The organism is Bosea vestrisii (assembly GCF_030144325.1).
Taxonomy (GTDB): domain Bacteria; phylum Pseudomonadota; class Alphaproteobacteria; order Rhizobiales; family Beijerinckiaceae; genus Allobosea; species Allobosea vestrisii_A.
In genome coordinates this window covers 2,297,864-2,312,714 of the sequence record NZ_CP126307.1, presented here as the reverse complement: position 1 = coordinate 2,312,714, position 14,851 = coordinate 2,297,864, and the positions used below count along the sequence as shown (strand labels likewise).

Sequence of the window (14,851 nt, the reverse complement as noted above, 5' to 3'; positions counted from 1 at the left end):
CGCCGGATGCACTTCGGATCGTCTTCTGAGATCGGGTGGAGCTGATCAGCCGTGGCTACCGGGCCAAAACGCTACACGGCCGTCGAGATGCGCCAGGCGCAGCAGAAGGTCGGGCGCTATGGCGGCTGCCTGATGATGGCGCTGTTCGGGATTCCGCTCGCGATCGTCGGAATCGTGCTGCTGTCGACGGTCCTCGGCCCAGTCGCGGCGGCGCTGCTGTTCATGGTGGCCGTCGTCGTCGGCTTCCTTTTCGGGCTCTTCCAGAACGCGCTGGCGCTGCTGATCCCGAGCGCCATCCTCGCCGCGCTGATCTATGTGATCTACCGGCAATATCATGTGCCGGTCGCGACAGCGCCGACCGGTGCCGGCGAGCGTTTTGCCCCCGAGATCGCACGGCTCAATGTCCTGCGGCTGGAAGCAGCGAAGGATACGCGCCGCCGGGTGATGCTCTACGTCCCGGTCGGCCTCGCGCTGGCGATCGGCATCCTGCTCCTACCTGGCCGCGGCGGCGCCAAGTCGGGGCAGCTGGCGCAGTGGCTGCTGATCCCGTTCGTCCTCGGCTTCGCCGTCACCGTGCCCTGGCTGATCGCGCTGATCCTGCCGTCGGATCGCTATGCCAAGGTCTTCAAACGCGAACTGATGCCGCTGCTGCTGCGGCGCTATGGCGAGCTGCGCTATGTCGAGGGCGCCGTGCCCGCGATCGGGCCGCTCGCGACCAAAGGGCTGCTGCCGAGCCACGACCGGGCCGCGATCGATGATGCGATCGCCGGCGGCTATGCCGGCTACGAATTGCGCCTGAGCGAGATCGCGCTCGAACGTAAGACCGGCAAGAACAATTCAACGGTATTCGACGGCCTCCTGCTCGTGCTTTCGGTCGATACGCCCTTTCTCGGCACGACCATGGTGCTCGACCATAGCCGCCCGGCACCGGCCGGGCTGATGCCGGTTCGCCTCGAGGATCCGCGCTTCGCCTCGATCTACGACGTCTACGGCAATGACCAGGTCGAGGCCCGCACCGTGCTGACGCCGGCGGTGATGGAGCGCCTGCTCTCGATGGCGGATGGCGGCGACTTCTTCCCGCCCTTCTGCCTGGTCGAGCGCGACGCCATCACCTTCGCGGTGGCCGGGACCGGCACGCGCCTGCTCTTCGAGCCGCCGAGCCTGCAGGCTCACGACGCCGCCACGCAGCTGCAATATCTCGAAGACGAGCTCGCGATGATCTTTCGCCTCGTCGACGCGATGATCGCCATGCATGTCGCGGTCAAGCCGGGCGGTGCCATGCCGACGGGCATCTCCTTCTCCGAGCGGCCAGCCGCACCGCCGATCGACCCGTCGCCCTGAAAGGATAAGAGCCGTGACCGCTGTCCTGATCCTCCTCCTTTGCCTCGGCGCCGTGTTCTACGGCTGGTACGCCGCGATCGTGAAGCGTCGCAACGCCGTCGGCGAGACTCTCGGCTCGATCGACGCCCAGCTCCAGCAGCGCCACGACCTAATCCCGAACGTGCTCGCCATCGCCCGGCGCTTCCTCGAGCACGAGCGCGCCCTGCTCGAGGATTTGACCGCCTTGCGCGCTCGGGCGATGCCGAGACTGGGCGAGCGCGATTTCGCCGGCATCGCCGAGAAGTTCAAGACGGAAGCGGCGATTTCTGCCGACATGACGCGGCTCTTTGCCGTCGCCGAGAGCTATCCGGAGCTGACCTCCTCGGCGCCGATGGTCGAGGCGCAGGAGAGCTATGACGAGGTCGAGGCCAACATCGCCGCCGCGCGCCGCTTCTACAACACCGCTGTCGGCGACCTGCGCAATGCGGTCCAGATCTTCCCCGGCATGCTGCTCGCCGGGCTTGCAGGTGTGCGCGAACTGCCGCCCTTCTATGAGGCGAGCGAGGCGGCGCGCCAGCCCGTCAAGGCGAGCGACCATTTGTGAGGGCATGATGCGGACGTCCGGGGAGGCCGATGAACCAGCGCGTCGATCTCAACCGGGAGCAATGGATCGCCGTCCGCGGCCTGTTCGACGTGCTCGCCGAGGCGCCGGCTCAGGAGCGCGAGCGCGTGCTGGCGCAGAGCGGCCAGCCGGCGGCGGTGATCGCCGAGACGAAGGCGCTGCTGGCTGCTGCGGATGGCGCCGGCGACTTCATGGCGATCGATGCGAACCGGCTCGCCGGTACGCCGGGCCCGGCGGCCGAGTCCCATTATCAATCCCCTGCCGGTGGGGGCCGAGATCGGCTCCTTCGCCATCGTCGCGTTGGTCGGCCGCGGCGGCCAGGGCGAGGTCTACCGGGCCGAGCGGCGGGAAGGCGGCTTCGACCAGGTCGTCGCGCTCAAGCTGCTGCGGCCGGAAGCGGCCGAGCAGTTCACGCGCTTCGAATACGAGCGGCAGATCCTGGCGGACTTCGAGCATCCCGGGATCGCCCGTCTCGTCGATGGCGGCACGGCGCCGGACGGGCGGCCCTATCTCGCCATGGAGTTCGTCGATGGCGCGCCTATCACCCGCCATTGCGCCGAGGCCGGGCTGATGCTCGCGGCCCGGCTCGACCTGTTCGACCAGATCTGCGACGCCGTCGCCTATGCGCATCGCAACCTGATCGTCCATCGTGATCTCAAGCCGTCGAACGTGCTGGTGACGGCGGATGGCCGGGTCAAGCTGCTCGATTTCGGCGTCGCCCATACGCTGGAGACGGCCGGCCAGACATTGATGACGCAAGCCATCTTCACGCCGGACTACGCCGCCCCGGAGCAGTTCGAGGGCCGCAACCCGACGACGGCGACCGATGTCTACGCGCTCGGTGCGATCCTGTTCGAGCTGCTCACCGCCCGCCCGCCCTGGCAGCTCGCCGAATCCGCTTTCGCCGGCGCGATGCGGGTGATGCGGGATGCGCCGCCGCTGCCCAGCCGCACGGCCCGCGATGACGCGCCGGTGCCGCCCGAGCGCCTGCGCGGCGACCTCGACATCATCGTCCAGAAGGCGATGCGCTATGAGCCGCAGGAGCGCTATCAGAGCGCCAGCGAGCTCGCCGATGATATCGGGCGCTACCGCAAGCTGGAGCCGATCACGGCCCGGAAAGGCGACCGGCTCTACCGGGTCCGCCGCTTCCTGCGCCGCAACCGGCTGCCCTTGATGGCGGCCGGCCTGCTCCTGACGGTGCTGGGGGCAGGCATCGTCGGCGTCGTCCTGCAGATGCGCCGCACCGAGATCGCCAGGCTCGGCGCTTCGGCGGAGAACGAGCGCGCGCCACGGCGCTGCGCGACGGCTTCATGCTGATGCTGCGCGCCGCCTCGCAATCGGGCGGGCCGGGCTTCGCCTCGGCGCGGCAGGTCCTCGACGCCGCGGCCGGGCAATTGCAGCGCGAGGCGGATGGCAGCGCACCGCTATTGTCGCGCACGCTTGCGGAGCTCTATGGCGAGATCGGCGATCCGCGCGCGGCGGTCGGCCTGATGCAGCGCTATGCCGACGGGGCGCGTGCGGAGGGCAACCTGCGCCGGCTGGCCGAGGCCAATCTCGCGCTCGCCGCCTATCACGCCCAGCTCGGCGAGCGCGACAAGGCGCAAGCGGCCGTGCGCGATGCGAAATCCTATTTCGATGCCGATCGGGCACGTCACCCCAAGCAACTCGCCGAGCTCGCCGGCGTCGATGCCGCCCTGCTGCGCGAGGCCGGCCGGCGCGACGAGGCGATGCAGAGGCTGCGAAGCGCGATCGCGCAGCTCACCGCCTTATTCGGTGCGGACAATGGCGAGATCGCCACTTTGCAGCACAATCTTGCCGTCCACGCGCTCGAGGCCGGCGATGTCGACGGCGCAGTCAAGGCGCTCGACGAAGCCGAACGCGTGCTTGCCGCTTCGGGGCGGAGCCGCTCGGTGGTTGCGATCGCGACGCTCGGCCTGCGGGCCGCGGTGGCCCTGCGCCGTGGCGATGCGGCCGGCGCCGAGCGGCAATGGCGAGAGGCGGTCGACTGGCAGCGGCGCGATTACGGGCCGTCGCTGGCACTCGCCGCCATCGAACTCAATCTCGGGCGGCTGATCATGGCCGGCAGCCGCTTTAGCGAGGCGATGCCGATCCTGGACCGGGCGCTCGCCGTCGCGGCGCCTCTGGCCGGCGAGAGCAGCGCCGTCACCATCATGCTGCGCCAGAGCCGGGCGATCGGGCTGATGGCGGAAGGCAGGCTTGCGGAGGCGCGGGCCGAGATCGAGGGCACCTTGAAGAGCGCACAAGCCGCCTTCGGTGAACGCCATCCCTATGTCGGCCTGGGACTCGTTGCGTGGTCGCAGATCCTGCTGGCGCAGGGCGATCCGGTCGGGGCGAAGCAGGCGCTCGATGCTTCGGAATCAATGTTGCGCGCGGCCGGCCCCGCGGGCGCGCCGCATCTTGCCGAGCTCGGTCCGACGCGCGAGCTGATCGACGAAGCGCTGCGGGCTCGGACGCCGACTCAGCCCTGAAGCTCGCGATAGAGCCAGGCTTTGGCCTGCAACCAGTCGCGCCGGACCGTCCGGTCGCTGATGCCGAGGATGCGCCCGGTCTCCTCTTCGCTATAGCCGGCAAAGAAGCGGCATTCGACAACCTTGACCAGCCGGGGGTCGAGCGCTTCGAGCGCGGCCAGCGCGTCGCTGATGCGCACGACCTCGTCGTCATTCGCCTCGGGCATGTCGTGCTGCTCGTCGAGGGCGACGGGCCGGATGCCTTCACCACGCTTCTGGCTGAGGCGGGCGCGGGCGGCATCGACGAGCGCGTGCCGCATCGCGGTGGCGGCGCTCGCGAGGAAATGCTCCTCGCTGGTCCAGCCGGCGCTCTGCCGCAGTTTGAGATAGCCCTCGCTGACCAGCGCCGTGGTCTGGAGCGTCATCGGCTTGCCGGCACGAAGACGTTCGCGATGCGCGATCCTGCGCAGCTCCTGATAGAGCGCGTCGGTCAAGACATCGAGCGAAAGGCTGGGGTCGGCGGCCGTCATCGCCGCGACGATACCGGCGCGGGTCTGGTGCGGCAACAACGCTGCGGGCACTGTCACCGCGCGCGGGAGCGGGGATCGGAGGCGTCGCGCAGCGCATCGCCGAGCAGGTTCAGCGCCAGCACCGTGACGAGGATGGCGAGGCTCGGGAAGACGGCGAGCCACCAGGCGTCGAGGATGTTCTCGAAGCCCTCGCGGATCATGGCGCCCCAGGTCGGCGCCGGCGGCGGCACGCCGAGACCGATGAAGCTGAGCGAGGCCTCGGTGCGGATCGCCGAAGCCAGCCAGAGCGAGCTCATCACCACCACGTCCGAGATCATGTTCGGCAGGATGTGCCGCGTCATGATCCGGAACGGGCCGCAGCCATAGGAGCGGCTGGCCTCGACGAAATCGCGCTGGCGCAGGGTGATCGTCGGGGCGCGGGCGACGCGGGCGAAGGGCGCGACCTCGGTCACCGCGATCGCGATGATCAGGTTCTCCAGGCTGGCGCCGAGCATGGCGGCGATCATCAGGCCGAGCAGCAGGGTCGGGAAGGCGAGCAGCACGTCGAGCACGCCCATGACGAGCTGGTCGAAGATGCCGCCGATATAACCGGCGAGCACGCCGATCGCGGTGCCGACCAGCATCGCGATCAGGATGGCGACGAAGCCGACGAAGAGCGAGATGCGCGCGCCGTAGATCAGCCGCGAGAGCACGTCGCGGCCATAGGAATCGGTGCCGAGCCAGAACTCGGCCGAGGGTGGCTCGAGCCGCGCGACGATGTTCTGCTCGAGCGGATCATGCGGCGCGAGCCAGGGCGCAAAGAGCGCGATGAAGACGATCAGCGCGAGCAGCACGAGCCCGACCCAGGCGAGCCGGTTCTGCGTGAAGGCGAGCCAGAGGCCGCCAGGCTGGATTGCGATGGGGGTGTCGGCCGTGCTCATGAGTATTTCACCCTGGGATCGACGAGGCCGTAGGCGAGATCGGTCAGCGTGTTCACGACGATCACGCAGATCGCGAAGATGATCATCAGCCCCTGCAGCAGGGTGTAGTCGCGGGCGTTGAGCGCGCCGATGATCAGCTTACCGAGGCCGGGCCGGTTGAAGATGATCTCGGTCAGCACCGAATTGCCGATCAGCGTGCCGAAATAGAGCCCGACCACGGTGATGATCGGGATCAGCCCGTTGCGCAGGGCATGGGTGACGACGAGCTGGGTCGGGCCGACGCCCTTGGCGCGGGCGGTGCGGATATAGTCCTCGGTCAGCACGCCGAGCATGGCGGCGCGGGTCACGCGCATCACATAGGCGGTCATGATGATGCCAAGGTTGAGCGCGGGCAAAGCCAGCGCGCGCATGCGCTCACTGAGGCTGCCGGCGCCGCTGGTGTTGCCGAGCACCGGGAACCAGCCGAGCTGGATCGAGAAGACGATCAGCATCAGGATGCCGGAGACGAAGGCCGGGAAGGACAGCCCGACCAGCGAGACGACGCGCGAGACATAATCGACCCAGCCATTGCGGGCGAGCGCGGCGGCGATGCCGAGCGGCAGGCCGAAGACGAGGCCGATCGCGATTGCGGCGACGGTCAGCTCGATCGTCGAGGGCAGGACGAGCAGCACCTCGCGGATGACGCTGCGCCCGCTCGACAGCGACTGGCCGAAATCGCCGGTCAGGATCTTGCCGAGGAAACTGAGGTATTGGACGTGGACCGGCTGGTCGAGGCCGAGCTTTTCCCGCAGCGCGGCGAGCGAGGCAGCGCTCGCCTGGTCGCCGAGGATGACGGAGGCGGCATCGCCCGGCACCAGGCGGACCAGCACGAAGATCGCAGTCAGCATCACGAACAGCGTCGGAATGGCGAGCAGGATGCGCCTGACCAGATAGCCGATCATGCCACTGCCCTTTCCTGCATTAGTCGTGCCGGCGTGAAGGCGGCGATCTCGCGGCGCGTCTGCCCCTCGCAGACGAGCTCGGCGAGGATCGAGCCGACGACCGGGACGAGCTGGAAGCCGTGCCCGGAGAAGCCGAAGGCGTGGACGAGGCCCGGTGCGTTCGGCGACAGGCCGATGACGGGGATATGATCACGAGTCTCAGCCTCGATGCCGGTCCAGCAGCGCGCGATGCGCACGCCCTGGACGGCCGGGAAGAGGTCGCTCGCGGCGCGCGCGCCCCTGGCGAGCTGGCGGAAATCGACGGTGCTGCGCTCGCGGTCGAGATCGGCCGAGCCCTGCAGGCCACCGCCGATCACCAGCGTGCCCTGGCCGGCCTGTTTGAAGGAGAGCGCGCGGCCGACGACGCTGACGACGGGATCGAGCAGAGGCGCGAGCCGCTCGGTGACGATCATCATCGAGGCGCGGACGCCGAGCGCGATCGCATCGCCGAACAGGGCAGCGAGCCGTCCCGCCCAGGCGCCGGCGGCGTTGACGATGTAAGGCGCGCGAAAGCGCCTGGTACCGCAGACGAGTAGCCAATCGCCGCCCTGCCGATCGACCGCCTCGACGCCGCAGCCTTCGGCGATGACGACGCGCTCGGCCTCGCAAGCGCGGCAGAAGGCGGCGATGGTGCGGTGCGGGTCGGCGGCGCCGTCGCGCCGCGCCACCAGCGCGCCGACGCAATGTGGGCTAAGCGCCGGCACGAGCCGGCGCAGTTCGGCAGCGTCGATCAGCTCTTCATGGCTGTAGCCGAGGGCGGTCGCGCGAGCCTGCCGCTCGATCAGGGCCGGCATGTGTTCGGGCATCTCGGCGACACGCAGCTGGCCATGGGCGTGGAAGCCGCAATCGTCGCCGACGATCGTCTCGATTCGGTGCCACATCGCCATGGCTTCAAGCGAGATCGGGATCTCGGCGATGTCGCGGCCGAGGGTGCGCACACCCGCTGCCGTGGCGCCGGAGGCGTGGCGGCCGGTCCAGCGCCGCTCGACCAGTGCGACCCGCTTGCCAGCGCGCGTCAGATGCAATGCGGCAGAGAGCCCGTGCAGGCCACCGCCAACCACGATGACGTCGAACGCGGCCTCCGTCATGCCGCCGGCTCCTGTTCGTCGAGGCTGGCGAGCTCGCCGAGCGTCACCGGCTTCAATGGCGGCCTGATCCGGTAGAAGCCGACCTCCTCGACCGATCGGCCCTGCGCGGCTGCAATAATGTGGGCCATGGTGTAGCCGCACTGCCGGCCCTGGCAGGGCCCCATCCCGGCGCGGGTGAAGGCCTTGAGCTGGTTGGGGCCGGGTCGCCCTTCGACCGCACGAGCCCGCAACTCGCCGGCCGTGACCTCCTCGCAGCGGCAGACCAGCGTCTCGTCCGGCGGCGCATAGAGCTGCGGCCGCGGCGCGTAGAGCGCATCGAGGAGGGGCCGCAAAGCCAGCGCGCTGGAGAGGGCACTTCGCTCGGGCGCAGCCGCGGTTTCGGCAGTGGCGCCATCGAGCCGGCCGAGTCTGGCCGCGATGCGGAGCGCCGCGAGCCGCCCGCGGGGTTCGGCCGCCTCTGCCCCGCCGATGCCGGCGCCATCGCCGGCGACGAAGATGTTGGCCTGCGAGGTCTCGCCCCAGGCGTCGAGCAGCGGAACATAGCAGTGCTGGTCGGCATGCCAGCTCACCGCGCAGCCGAGCGCCAGCGGCGCATGGATGTTCGGCACCACGCCCTCATGGACGAGCAGCACCTCGGCCGAGACTTCGGCCTCCTGCCCATTCTCTGTGCGGTAGTGCAAGCGCTGGAGGCGGCCTTCGCCTTCGGCGCGGAGCTCGGTGACATGGCGGATGATCGGGATGCCGGCCCGGCGCAGCGCCAGCGACCAGGACAGGCCCTTGATGAGATCGCCAAGGCGGCCGAGCCCTTGCGGCAGATGACGCAGCGCAGCTCCGATACGCCCGCGCGGGGTGGTGTCGAGGAAGCCGGCGATGCGGCCGCCCGCGGCCAGCAGCTGGGTCATGTAGAGCAGCGGCAGCGGTCCGCAACCGGCGATCCAGACCGGCTTTTCCGGCACGGAATCGGCTGTCTTCAGCAGGATCTGCGCCGCGCCGACCGTCAGCACGCCCGGTAGCGTCCAGCCGGGGAAGGGCACGGGCCGTTCCTGCGCGCCGGTGGCGAGGATGATAGCCTGCGCGGTGACGGTGCGGGCCTTGCCACCACGCGTGACGAAAGCGCGGAAGCCCGGTTCGATCTGCCAGAGCTGGCTTGCGGGCTCGTAGATAGCGCCGCAGGCGCGGAAAGCCGCGGCGCGCTCGGCGCCGGAAAGGTAGCTCTCGCCGAGCCGCTTGGCGCGGGGCGTCGCGGCGACCGTCTCGATGCCGCGCCAAATCTGGCCGCCGGGCGCCGGCTGGTCATCGACGACGCGCACGGAAAGGCCGTGGCGGCGGGCGGTGACGGCGGCGGCCATGCCGGCGGGGCCGGCGCCGACGATCAGGAGGTCGGTGTGATCGCTCATGCCGACAAGCTCCGGCGGCCCTGCTGGCGGGCGATGCGCATGCCGGCGGCGACCGGCGTCAGGCAGCTCTGGACCGAGCCCTGGCCATCGATCTCGACCAGGCATTCGAAGCAGACGCCCATCATGCAATAGGGCGCGCGCGGGCTCTGCGAGACCGGCGTGGTCCGGCTCCAGCCTTCCTGCTGGCGCAGCAGCACCGCGGCGACGCTTTCGCCGAGCTCGGCGGCGACGGGGCGCCCGTCGATGAAGATGGTGACCGCCTGCGGCCCCGGGTCATGCAGCTTGCGGAACATCGAAACGACTCTGGTGGAAGGGAGAAAAGCGCTCCGGCAGGCTGCCGGCGACGATGGCTGCGGCCAGTTCCTCGGCGTGGAAGGCCGCAAGCGTCACGCCGGAATGGCAAAGCGCGACGAAGGCGCCGGGATGGCTCTGCGACTGCGCGTAGATCGGGTAGCCGTCCGGCGTCATGATGCGCAGGCCGGCCCATTGCCTGACGAGGCCGACCCTGGCCAAAGCGGGGACGATCTGCACCGTCTTGCGGCTGAGCCGCGCTGCAGCCTCGCCGGTGGTGGAGACATCGAAGCCAGGATCGTCCTTGGTCGCGCCGATCATCACTGTGCCTTCGGAGGTCTGGCGCAGGCCGCTCGCCGGCAGCGGCAGGAAAGGTTCGAGCCGCTCGGTGACGAGGACCTGGCCGCGCTCCGGGCGCAGCGGCACCTCCAGCCCGACCTGGCGCGCGAGATCGGGCGAGCCGAGTCCGGCGGCGATGACGATCCGCGGGGCCATCAATGTTTCGTTGTCGAGCACGAGGCGGAAGTCGGTTCCCGTGGGCTCGATCCGTCGAACCCGGGCGCGATGGCGCAGCGCGCCGCCATGGTGGAGGACGCCGGCATGCAGCGCCGCCAGTAGTCGCAATGGGTTGGCGTGCCCGTCGTGCCGGCCGAAGCTGGCGCCGGCGACATCCGGACCGAGCGTCACCTTCGGCAGCAGCTTTGCTAGCGCCGAGCGATCGAGCATCTCCCAATCCGGCTCTTCGTCGCCGCGTTGGTTATGGAGGCGCAGCAGGTCGAGCCGGCGCTTCTCGAAGGCCTCTTCGCCGATGCAGAAGGCGAGTCCGCCATTCTGCTCATAGGCGAGATCGATCGTGGTCTCGGCCTCGAGCTGTTCAGTAAAGCCGCGCCACAGCGCGATGCTGCCACAGGTCAGGGCCTGATAGGCCGGCATGCCCAGGCCCTTGCCCTGCAGCCAGACCAGTCCGAAATTCGCCCGCGCCGCGCGGAAATCGCCATCGTCGCCGTCGAGCAGCAACACGTTGTTCTGCTTGTGGGCAAGGCCATAGGCGATGGCGGCGCCGACCGTTCCTCCCCCGATGACGACAATGTCCGGCCGCATGTAATTCCCTCGTTGGCTTGGAGGTTAGGGAGGGACATTGTATTTCGTCAAAGTCGTTTTTCGCTGCACTCTATTCCCAGGGGTTATGTCATGGTGAGGCGGCTCAACTTGCGGCAAGTCGAGGCTTTCAAGGCGGTCATCGAGTACGGCACCGTCAGCCGCGCGGCCGAGATGATGAACGTCTCGCAGCCAGCGATGAGCAAACTGATCGCCCATTTGGAAGAGGATACCGCCCTGCGCCTGTTTGACCGGGTGAAGGGCCGTTTGGTGGCGACGCGGCGCGGCATGCGGCTCTATGAGGAGATCGACCGGATCTTCGCCGGCGTGCGCCAGGTCGAGAACGCGGTCGAGGCGATCCGCCGCGACGAGCAGAGCCGCCTCTTGATCGGCGTCATGCCGGCGCTGTCCGGCTCCTTCATCCAGGAGGCGACCTCGCGCTTCCTCGCCAGGCAGCCCGGCGTGTTCTGCTCGGTCCAGTCGCGCAGCTCGCAATGGATTTCCGACGCGCTCGTCACGCACCGGCTCGATGTCGGGCTGATCATCGCCCCGGTCGACAACCCCTATGTCGCCGCCGAGCCGATGATGGGCCATCCGGTGGTCTGCATCCTACCGCTCGGCCATCCCCTGACGGCGAAGGAGGTGATCACGCCGCGCGATCTCGCCGGCGTTCCCTTCATCTCGTTCGATCCGGAGAGCCATACTCACCGCAGCATCAGCCGGGTGCTCGAAGGCCATGGTGTTACGCCGGAGGTGGTGATGATCGCGAACGTCTCGCCGACGCTGTGCGAGTTCGTCGCCGCCGGCGTCGGCGTCTCGCTGGTGCATCCGCTGATCGTCGGCGGCCTGCGCGACAAGATCGCGATCCGCCGTTTCGAGCCGGAGTTCCAGCTCGATTTTCAGCTCTGCCGCAATCGCGACAGCCGCAATGCCCGGCTGGTCGCTGCCTTCCTGGAAAGCGCGCGCGAGGCGGCGGCGGCGATCTCGCGGTCTATCCTGACGCCGAATCCAGCCTGATCGTCGCGAGCGCGTCGAGCAGCGGCGCATGGTCGCCCTTGCGCAGCCGGTTGCAGGCCGCGATCAACCTGTCCTGCTGGGCTGGCGTAGCGGAAAAGCGGCCGGCTTGCCGCAGCTTGTCTTCGAGCTCGGCCCAGGAGGGCGGTGCGCTCGCTTCGCCGCGCGGCGCCGTTACTGGCGAGGCGAAGGTACGGCCGCTGTTGTGGAGGGTGATGCGCGACAGCGTTTCTACCGGAAAGCGGGTGTCGAGCTCGGGGTCGAGGCGCAGCGAGACTTTCTTCGCCAGGGCAATGACATCGGGCCGATCGAGGGCATCGGGCGTCAACGGCAGCAGGGCGCCCGGCCCGTCGATCGCGACCAGTGCCAGGCAATAGGGAATGCTGAACTGGATGTCGGTGAAGCCGCTGGGCTCTGGCCGGTTGGCGATGCGTAGGGCGCCGCTGTAGGTCGCGACCTCGATCGCCTCGATGTCGTCAGGCGCGAGTGGGTGCTGCGCGAGCAGGCCGAGAAGCGCCTCGACCGGTGCGTGCACATGCCGGCAGCAGGCATAGAACTTCATGTAGTTGCGGGCGATATAACGCTGCTGGCCGAGACCGTCGGCGAGCCCTTCCAGCTGAAAGTGTTCGGGATGATCGAGCAGAGCGAGCGGCCCGCTGTGCCCGGCCTCGGCCAGGAGCAGCGCGTGGATCGCTGTCGCGCTCGACCAGGCGATCCCTTCCTTGACGTCGTTGCCTTCCTGGGCCGGAAAGAGAGGGCCGGCGCCGGCGTGCAGCTGGTTCGGCGCGCTGATGCCGGCAATGGCGAAGGCGTGGGCCAGGATGTCCGGCGGCGTCCGCCTGAGAAAGCCCAGTGCAGCGACGACGCCGTAGCCCGACCACATCCCGGTGTTGGCGTAGAAGCGGCGGGCCGCGCCGATGGCGACGCCGACCTCGTAGCCGACGGCGATCGCCCGCAGCAGTTCGTCCGTCGTGGCGCCCATCTCCTCGGCTGCCGCGAGAGCCGCCGGGATGATCGCCGCGCCGGGATGGCCCCGGGCGATGCGGTGCCCATCGTCGAGATCGAGCGCCGCTGCGGCGGAGGCATTGCACCAGATCGCACCGGCGAGGCCGGCTCGCTGTCCGGTGAACCAGATCGGCAGGGAGCCGCCGGCCATCGTCGCGGAGGCCACGCGCCGAACCGCGCGCGGACCGGGCGCATCAATCCCGGGGAGCGCTGCGGCGACGAGGTCGAGCACGGCCCGGCAGGCCGCTTCACGCAGATCGTCCGCCAGCGCCTCTTGGCGTGCGCCGGCGACATAGTCGGCAAGCCGGCGGACCGTTTCCATGTCGCGTTTCTGCCTTCGCCTCAGCGCGCCTTCAGCGTGGTCGCCTCGGTGATCGGCGGAGCGAGGTTGAGTGCGCCCTTCAGCTCATAGCCGAAATCGAGCTTGTCGCTGCGGGCCCAGACCTGGCGCAGTTCGAACAGCGGGATGGCGCAGACATCGTCCATGATCTTGCGCTGCGCCTCCTTCCAGAGGCCCTTCTGGGCCTCGGCGTTCGGTGCGACCCGCGCGTCCTCGATTTCCTTATCGGCGATGGCGCAGTGCGAGAAGTTCGTCGCGGCGGTCGGCGTGCCGACGGTCGCGCGCGAGTGGAAGAACTCGCTGAGATAGGTGTCGGCGATCGGGAAGCGCGCCGCGCCGTAGAAGACCAACCCGCTCAGGTCCTTGCGGGTCTGGCTCTGATAGGTCGCATGGTCGACGACCTGCATCTCAAGCTTGATCCCGGCCTTGGCGAGCTGCGCCTGGATGATCTCCATGAAGGGCTGCTGCGCCGAGATGTTGGAGACGATGGCCTTGACGGTGATGCCGTCCTTATGACCGGCCTCGGCCAGCAGCGCCTTGGCTTTGGCGACGTCGAAGCCGTAGCGGACCGTGCAATCCTCGCCGAGATAGCCGGGCGGCACGATCGAGCAGCCCTTGGGGCCGACATCCTTGCCGACATAGCGCACGAGATCGTCGACATTGACCGCGGCGGCGATGGCGCGGCGCACGCGGATGTCGTCGAGCGGCGGCTGGCTGCGGTTGATGTGCAGCAGCCGATATTCGCCGGGCTGGAAGATCTCGACATTGAAACCAGGGCGACGGCGAGCGGAATCGACCCAGCGCTGCTCGCGCTTGCCATAGAACAGGTCGAGCTCGCCGGAGGTAAAGGCGAGTTCGCGCGCGCTGTCGGAGGGAATCGCGCGCATCATGATCGTGTCGATCTTGGGCTTGCCGCGGAAATAGTCGGGATTGGCGGCGAGCTTCACATATTGCTGCGTCACCTGCTCGACGAAGGTGAAAGGGCCGGTCCCGACCGGCTTGGCGCCGTAGCGGTCGCCGAGCTCCTCGCCGGCCTTGCGGCTGACGATGTTGCCGCCATGGTAGTTGGAGACGCGGCCGAGGAAGTTGACGTCCGGGTATTTCAGCGTAACGCGGACGGTGAGGTCGTCGACCTTCTCCACCTTGTCGATCGCCGAGAAGTCCGAGGAGAAGGTCGAGCGCTTGGGATCGGCGGAGCGCTGCAGGGAATAGACGACGTCGTCGGCATTGAGCGTGCCCCAGTCGCCATGGAACTTGACGCCCTTGCGCAGGTGGAAGGTCCAGGCCTTGCCGTCCGGCGAGGTCTCCCAGCGCTCGGCGAGATCGGGTTCGAGGTCCTTGGGATCGGCGCTGCCGGGCTTGAAGCGGACAAGGCCGTTATAGAGCCAGCCGACCAGCGCCTTGTCGTCGGTCGCGCTGGCGCGGTGGGCATCGAGGGTCGAGACATTGCTGGCGCCGGAGCTGACCCGGAGGACGGTTTCCTGGGCACAGGCTTGCCCCTGGAGGCCCGCGAACAGCATCAGGCCCGCAAGCCCGGCGACATGCGTTTTCATGGTGTGATCCCCTCGATCATTCTTCGCGCGATAGTGGGGATCGCCGTCCCAGTCTGTCCAAGTCGAAATCGGCGATGAGGTATTCTCTGTGGTTATGGCGTGTGCAAACGGCAGAAGCGCTCAATATTTTATCACGCAGCCTGCTGACATCCGCCGCGCTCTGGTTATTCTGATCCGGCTTTTGAACGCGGCCCACCGGCTGCGGGGTGGGCGTTCGTGCCCAGT

14 protein-coding genes are annotated in these 14,851 nt (G+C 68.7%); 5 read left to right on the top strand and 9 right to left on the bottom strand.

Annotation, left to right across the window (positions count from 1 at the left end; translation table 11 throughout):
* The first annotated feature begins 51 nt into the window (after positions 1–51).
* From QO058_RS11520 to QO058_RS11505, 4 genes are all read left to right on the top strand, one after another.
* Positions 52–1,341 (top strand): DUF3137 domain-containing protein, encoded by a 1,290-nt coding sequence (locus QO058_RS11520; protein ID WP_284172143.1) that lies wholly within the window; start codon positions 52–54, stop codon positions 1,339–1,341.
* Between the two features lie 13 nt (positions 1,342–1,354).
* Positions 1,355–1,924 carry a LemA family protein gene (locus tag QO058_RS11515; protein ID WP_284172142.1) on the top strand — a complete coding sequence of 190 codons (570 nt, stop codon included), beginning with the start codon at positions 1,355–1,357 and terminating at the stop codon, positions 1,922–1,924.
* Between the two features lie 282 nt (positions 1,925–2,206).
* Positions 2,207–3,259: a serine/threonine-protein kinase gene (locus tag QO058_RS11510; protein ID WP_284172141.1), complete on the top strand. Its 1,053-nt coding sequence runs from the start codon at positions 2,207–2,209 to the stop codon at positions 3,257–3,259.
* Positions 3,253–4,431 (top strand): tetratricopeptide repeat protein, encoded by a 1,179-nt coding sequence (locus QO058_RS11505; protein ID WP_284172140.1) that lies wholly within the window; start codon positions 3,253–3,255, stop codon positions 4,429–4,431. The genes QO058_RS11510 and QO058_RS11505 overlap by 7 nt, the downstream gene beginning before the upstream one ends.
* On the opposite strand, the gene QO058_RS11500 is transcribed toward QO058_RS11505, so the two are convergent.
* From QO058_RS11500 to QO058_RS11470, 7 genes are read right to left on the bottom strand one after another with little or no spacing between them, the layout of a single operon-like run.
* Positions 4,422–4,976: an ECF-type sigma factor gene (locus QO058_RS11500; RefSeq protein ID WP_284172139.1), complete on the bottom strand. Its 555-nt coding sequence runs from the start codon at positions 4,974–4,976 to the stop codon at positions 4,422–4,424. The two genes, QO058_RS11505 and QO058_RS11500, sit on opposite strands and share 10 nt — an antisense overlap.
* Positions 4,977–4,993: 17 nt before the next feature.
* A complete protein-coding gene (locus QO058_RS11495) occupies positions 4,994–5,860 on the bottom strand; it encodes an ABC transporter permease (protein WP_284172138.1) in 867 nt (288 codons plus the stop codon).
* Complete coding sequence (locus tag QO058_RS11490) at positions 5,857–6,801, bottom strand: ABC transporter permease (RefSeq protein ID WP_284172137.1); 945 nt, start codon at positions 6,799–6,801, stop codon at positions 5,857–5,859. The genes QO058_RS11495 and QO058_RS11490 overlap by 4 nt, the downstream gene beginning before the upstream one ends.
* The gene (locus QO058_RS11485) at positions 6,798–7,928 is read right to left on the bottom strand and encodes an NAD(P)/FAD-dependent oxidoreductase (RefSeq protein ID WP_284172136.1); all 1,131 of its coding nucleotides are present in this window, start codon (positions 7,926–7,928) and stop codon (positions 6,798–6,800) included. The genes QO058_RS11490 and QO058_RS11485 overlap by 4 nt, the downstream gene beginning before the upstream one ends.
* Complete coding sequence (locus QO058_RS11480; protein WP_284172135.1) at positions 7,925–9,325, bottom strand: FAD/NAD(P)-dependent oxidoreductase; 1,401 nt, start codon at positions 9,323–9,325, stop codon at positions 7,925–7,927. The genes QO058_RS11485 and QO058_RS11480 overlap by 4 nt, the downstream gene beginning before the upstream one ends.
* Positions 9,322–9,618, bottom strand: a complete 297-nt coding sequence (locus QO058_RS11475; protein ID WP_284172134.1) for a (2Fe-2S)-binding protein — start codon at positions 9,616–9,618, stop codon at positions 9,322–9,324. Before QO058_RS11475 ends, QO058_RS11480 begins: the two co-directional genes overlap by 4 nt.
* The gene (locus QO058_RS11470; RefSeq protein WP_284172133.1) at positions 9,599–10,717 is read right to left on the bottom strand and encodes an NAD(P)/FAD-dependent oxidoreductase; all 1,119 of its coding nucleotides are present in this window, start codon (positions 10,715–10,717) and stop codon (positions 9,599–9,601) included. The genes QO058_RS11475 and QO058_RS11470 overlap by 20 nt, the downstream gene beginning before the upstream one ends.
* A gap of 108 nt (positions 10,718–10,825) precedes the next feature.
* Here QO058_RS11470 and QO058_RS11465 point away from each other — a divergent pair, with 108 nt between their 5' ends.
* Complete coding sequence (locus tag QO058_RS11465) at positions 10,826–11,731, top strand: LysR substrate-binding domain-containing protein (protein WP_284172132.1); 906 nt, start codon at positions 10,826–10,828, stop codon at positions 11,729–11,731.
* Here QO058_RS11465 and QO058_RS11460 read toward each other — a convergent pair.
* Entirely contained in the window at positions 11,706–13,055 is a 1,350-nt protein-coding gene (locus QO058_RS11460) for an MmgE/PrpD family protein (RefSeq protein WP_284172131.1), read from the bottom strand. The two genes, QO058_RS11465 and QO058_RS11460, sit on opposite strands and share 26 nt — an antisense overlap.
* A gap of 20 nt (positions 13,056–13,075) precedes the next feature.
* Complete coding sequence (locus tag QO058_RS11455; RefSeq protein ID WP_284172130.1) at positions 13,076–14,626, bottom strand: ABC transporter substrate-binding protein; 1,551 nt, start codon at positions 14,624–14,626, stop codon at positions 13,076–13,078.
* Positions 14,627–14,851: the final 225 nt, after the last annotated feature.

Excerpts from the sequence above, each read along its gene's own strand:
- QO058_RS11505 (WP_284172140.1), top strand. The coding sequence starts at position 3,253 with ATGCTGATGCTGCGCGCCGCCTCGCAATCGGGCGGGCCGGGCTTCGCC.
- QO058_RS11495 (WP_284172138.1), bottom strand. The coding sequence starts at position 5,860 with ATGAGCACGGCCGACACCCCCATCGCAATCCAGCCTGGCGGCCTCTGG.
- QO058_RS11490 (WP_284172137.1), bottom strand. The coding sequence starts at position 6,801 with ATGATCGGCTATCTGGTCAGGCGCATCCTGCTCGCCATTCCGACGCTG.
- QO058_RS11485 (WP_284172136.1), bottom strand. The coding sequence starts at position 7,928 with ATGACGGAGGCCGCGTTCGACGTCATCGTGGTTGGCGGTGGCCTGCAC.
- QO058_RS11480 (WP_284172135.1), bottom strand. The coding sequence starts at position 9,325 with ATGAGCGATCACACCGACCTCCTGATCGTCGGCGCCGGCCCCGCCGGC.
- QO058_RS11475 (WP_284172134.1), bottom strand. The coding sequence starts at position 9,618 with ATGTTCCGCAAGCTGCATGACCCGGGGCCGCAGGCGGTCACCATCTTC.
- QO058_RS11470 (WP_284172133.1), bottom strand. The coding sequence starts at position 10,717 with ATGCGGCCGGACATTGTCGTCATCGGGGGAGGAACGGTCGGCGCCGCC.
- QO058_RS11460 (WP_284172131.1), bottom strand. The coding sequence starts at position 13,055 with ATGGAAACGGTCCGCCGGCTTGCCGACTATGTCGCCGGCGCACGCCAA.
- QO058_RS11455 (WP_284172130.1), bottom strand. The coding sequence starts at position 14,626 with ATGAAAACGCATGTCGCCGGGCTTGCGGGCCTGATGCTGTTCGCGGGC.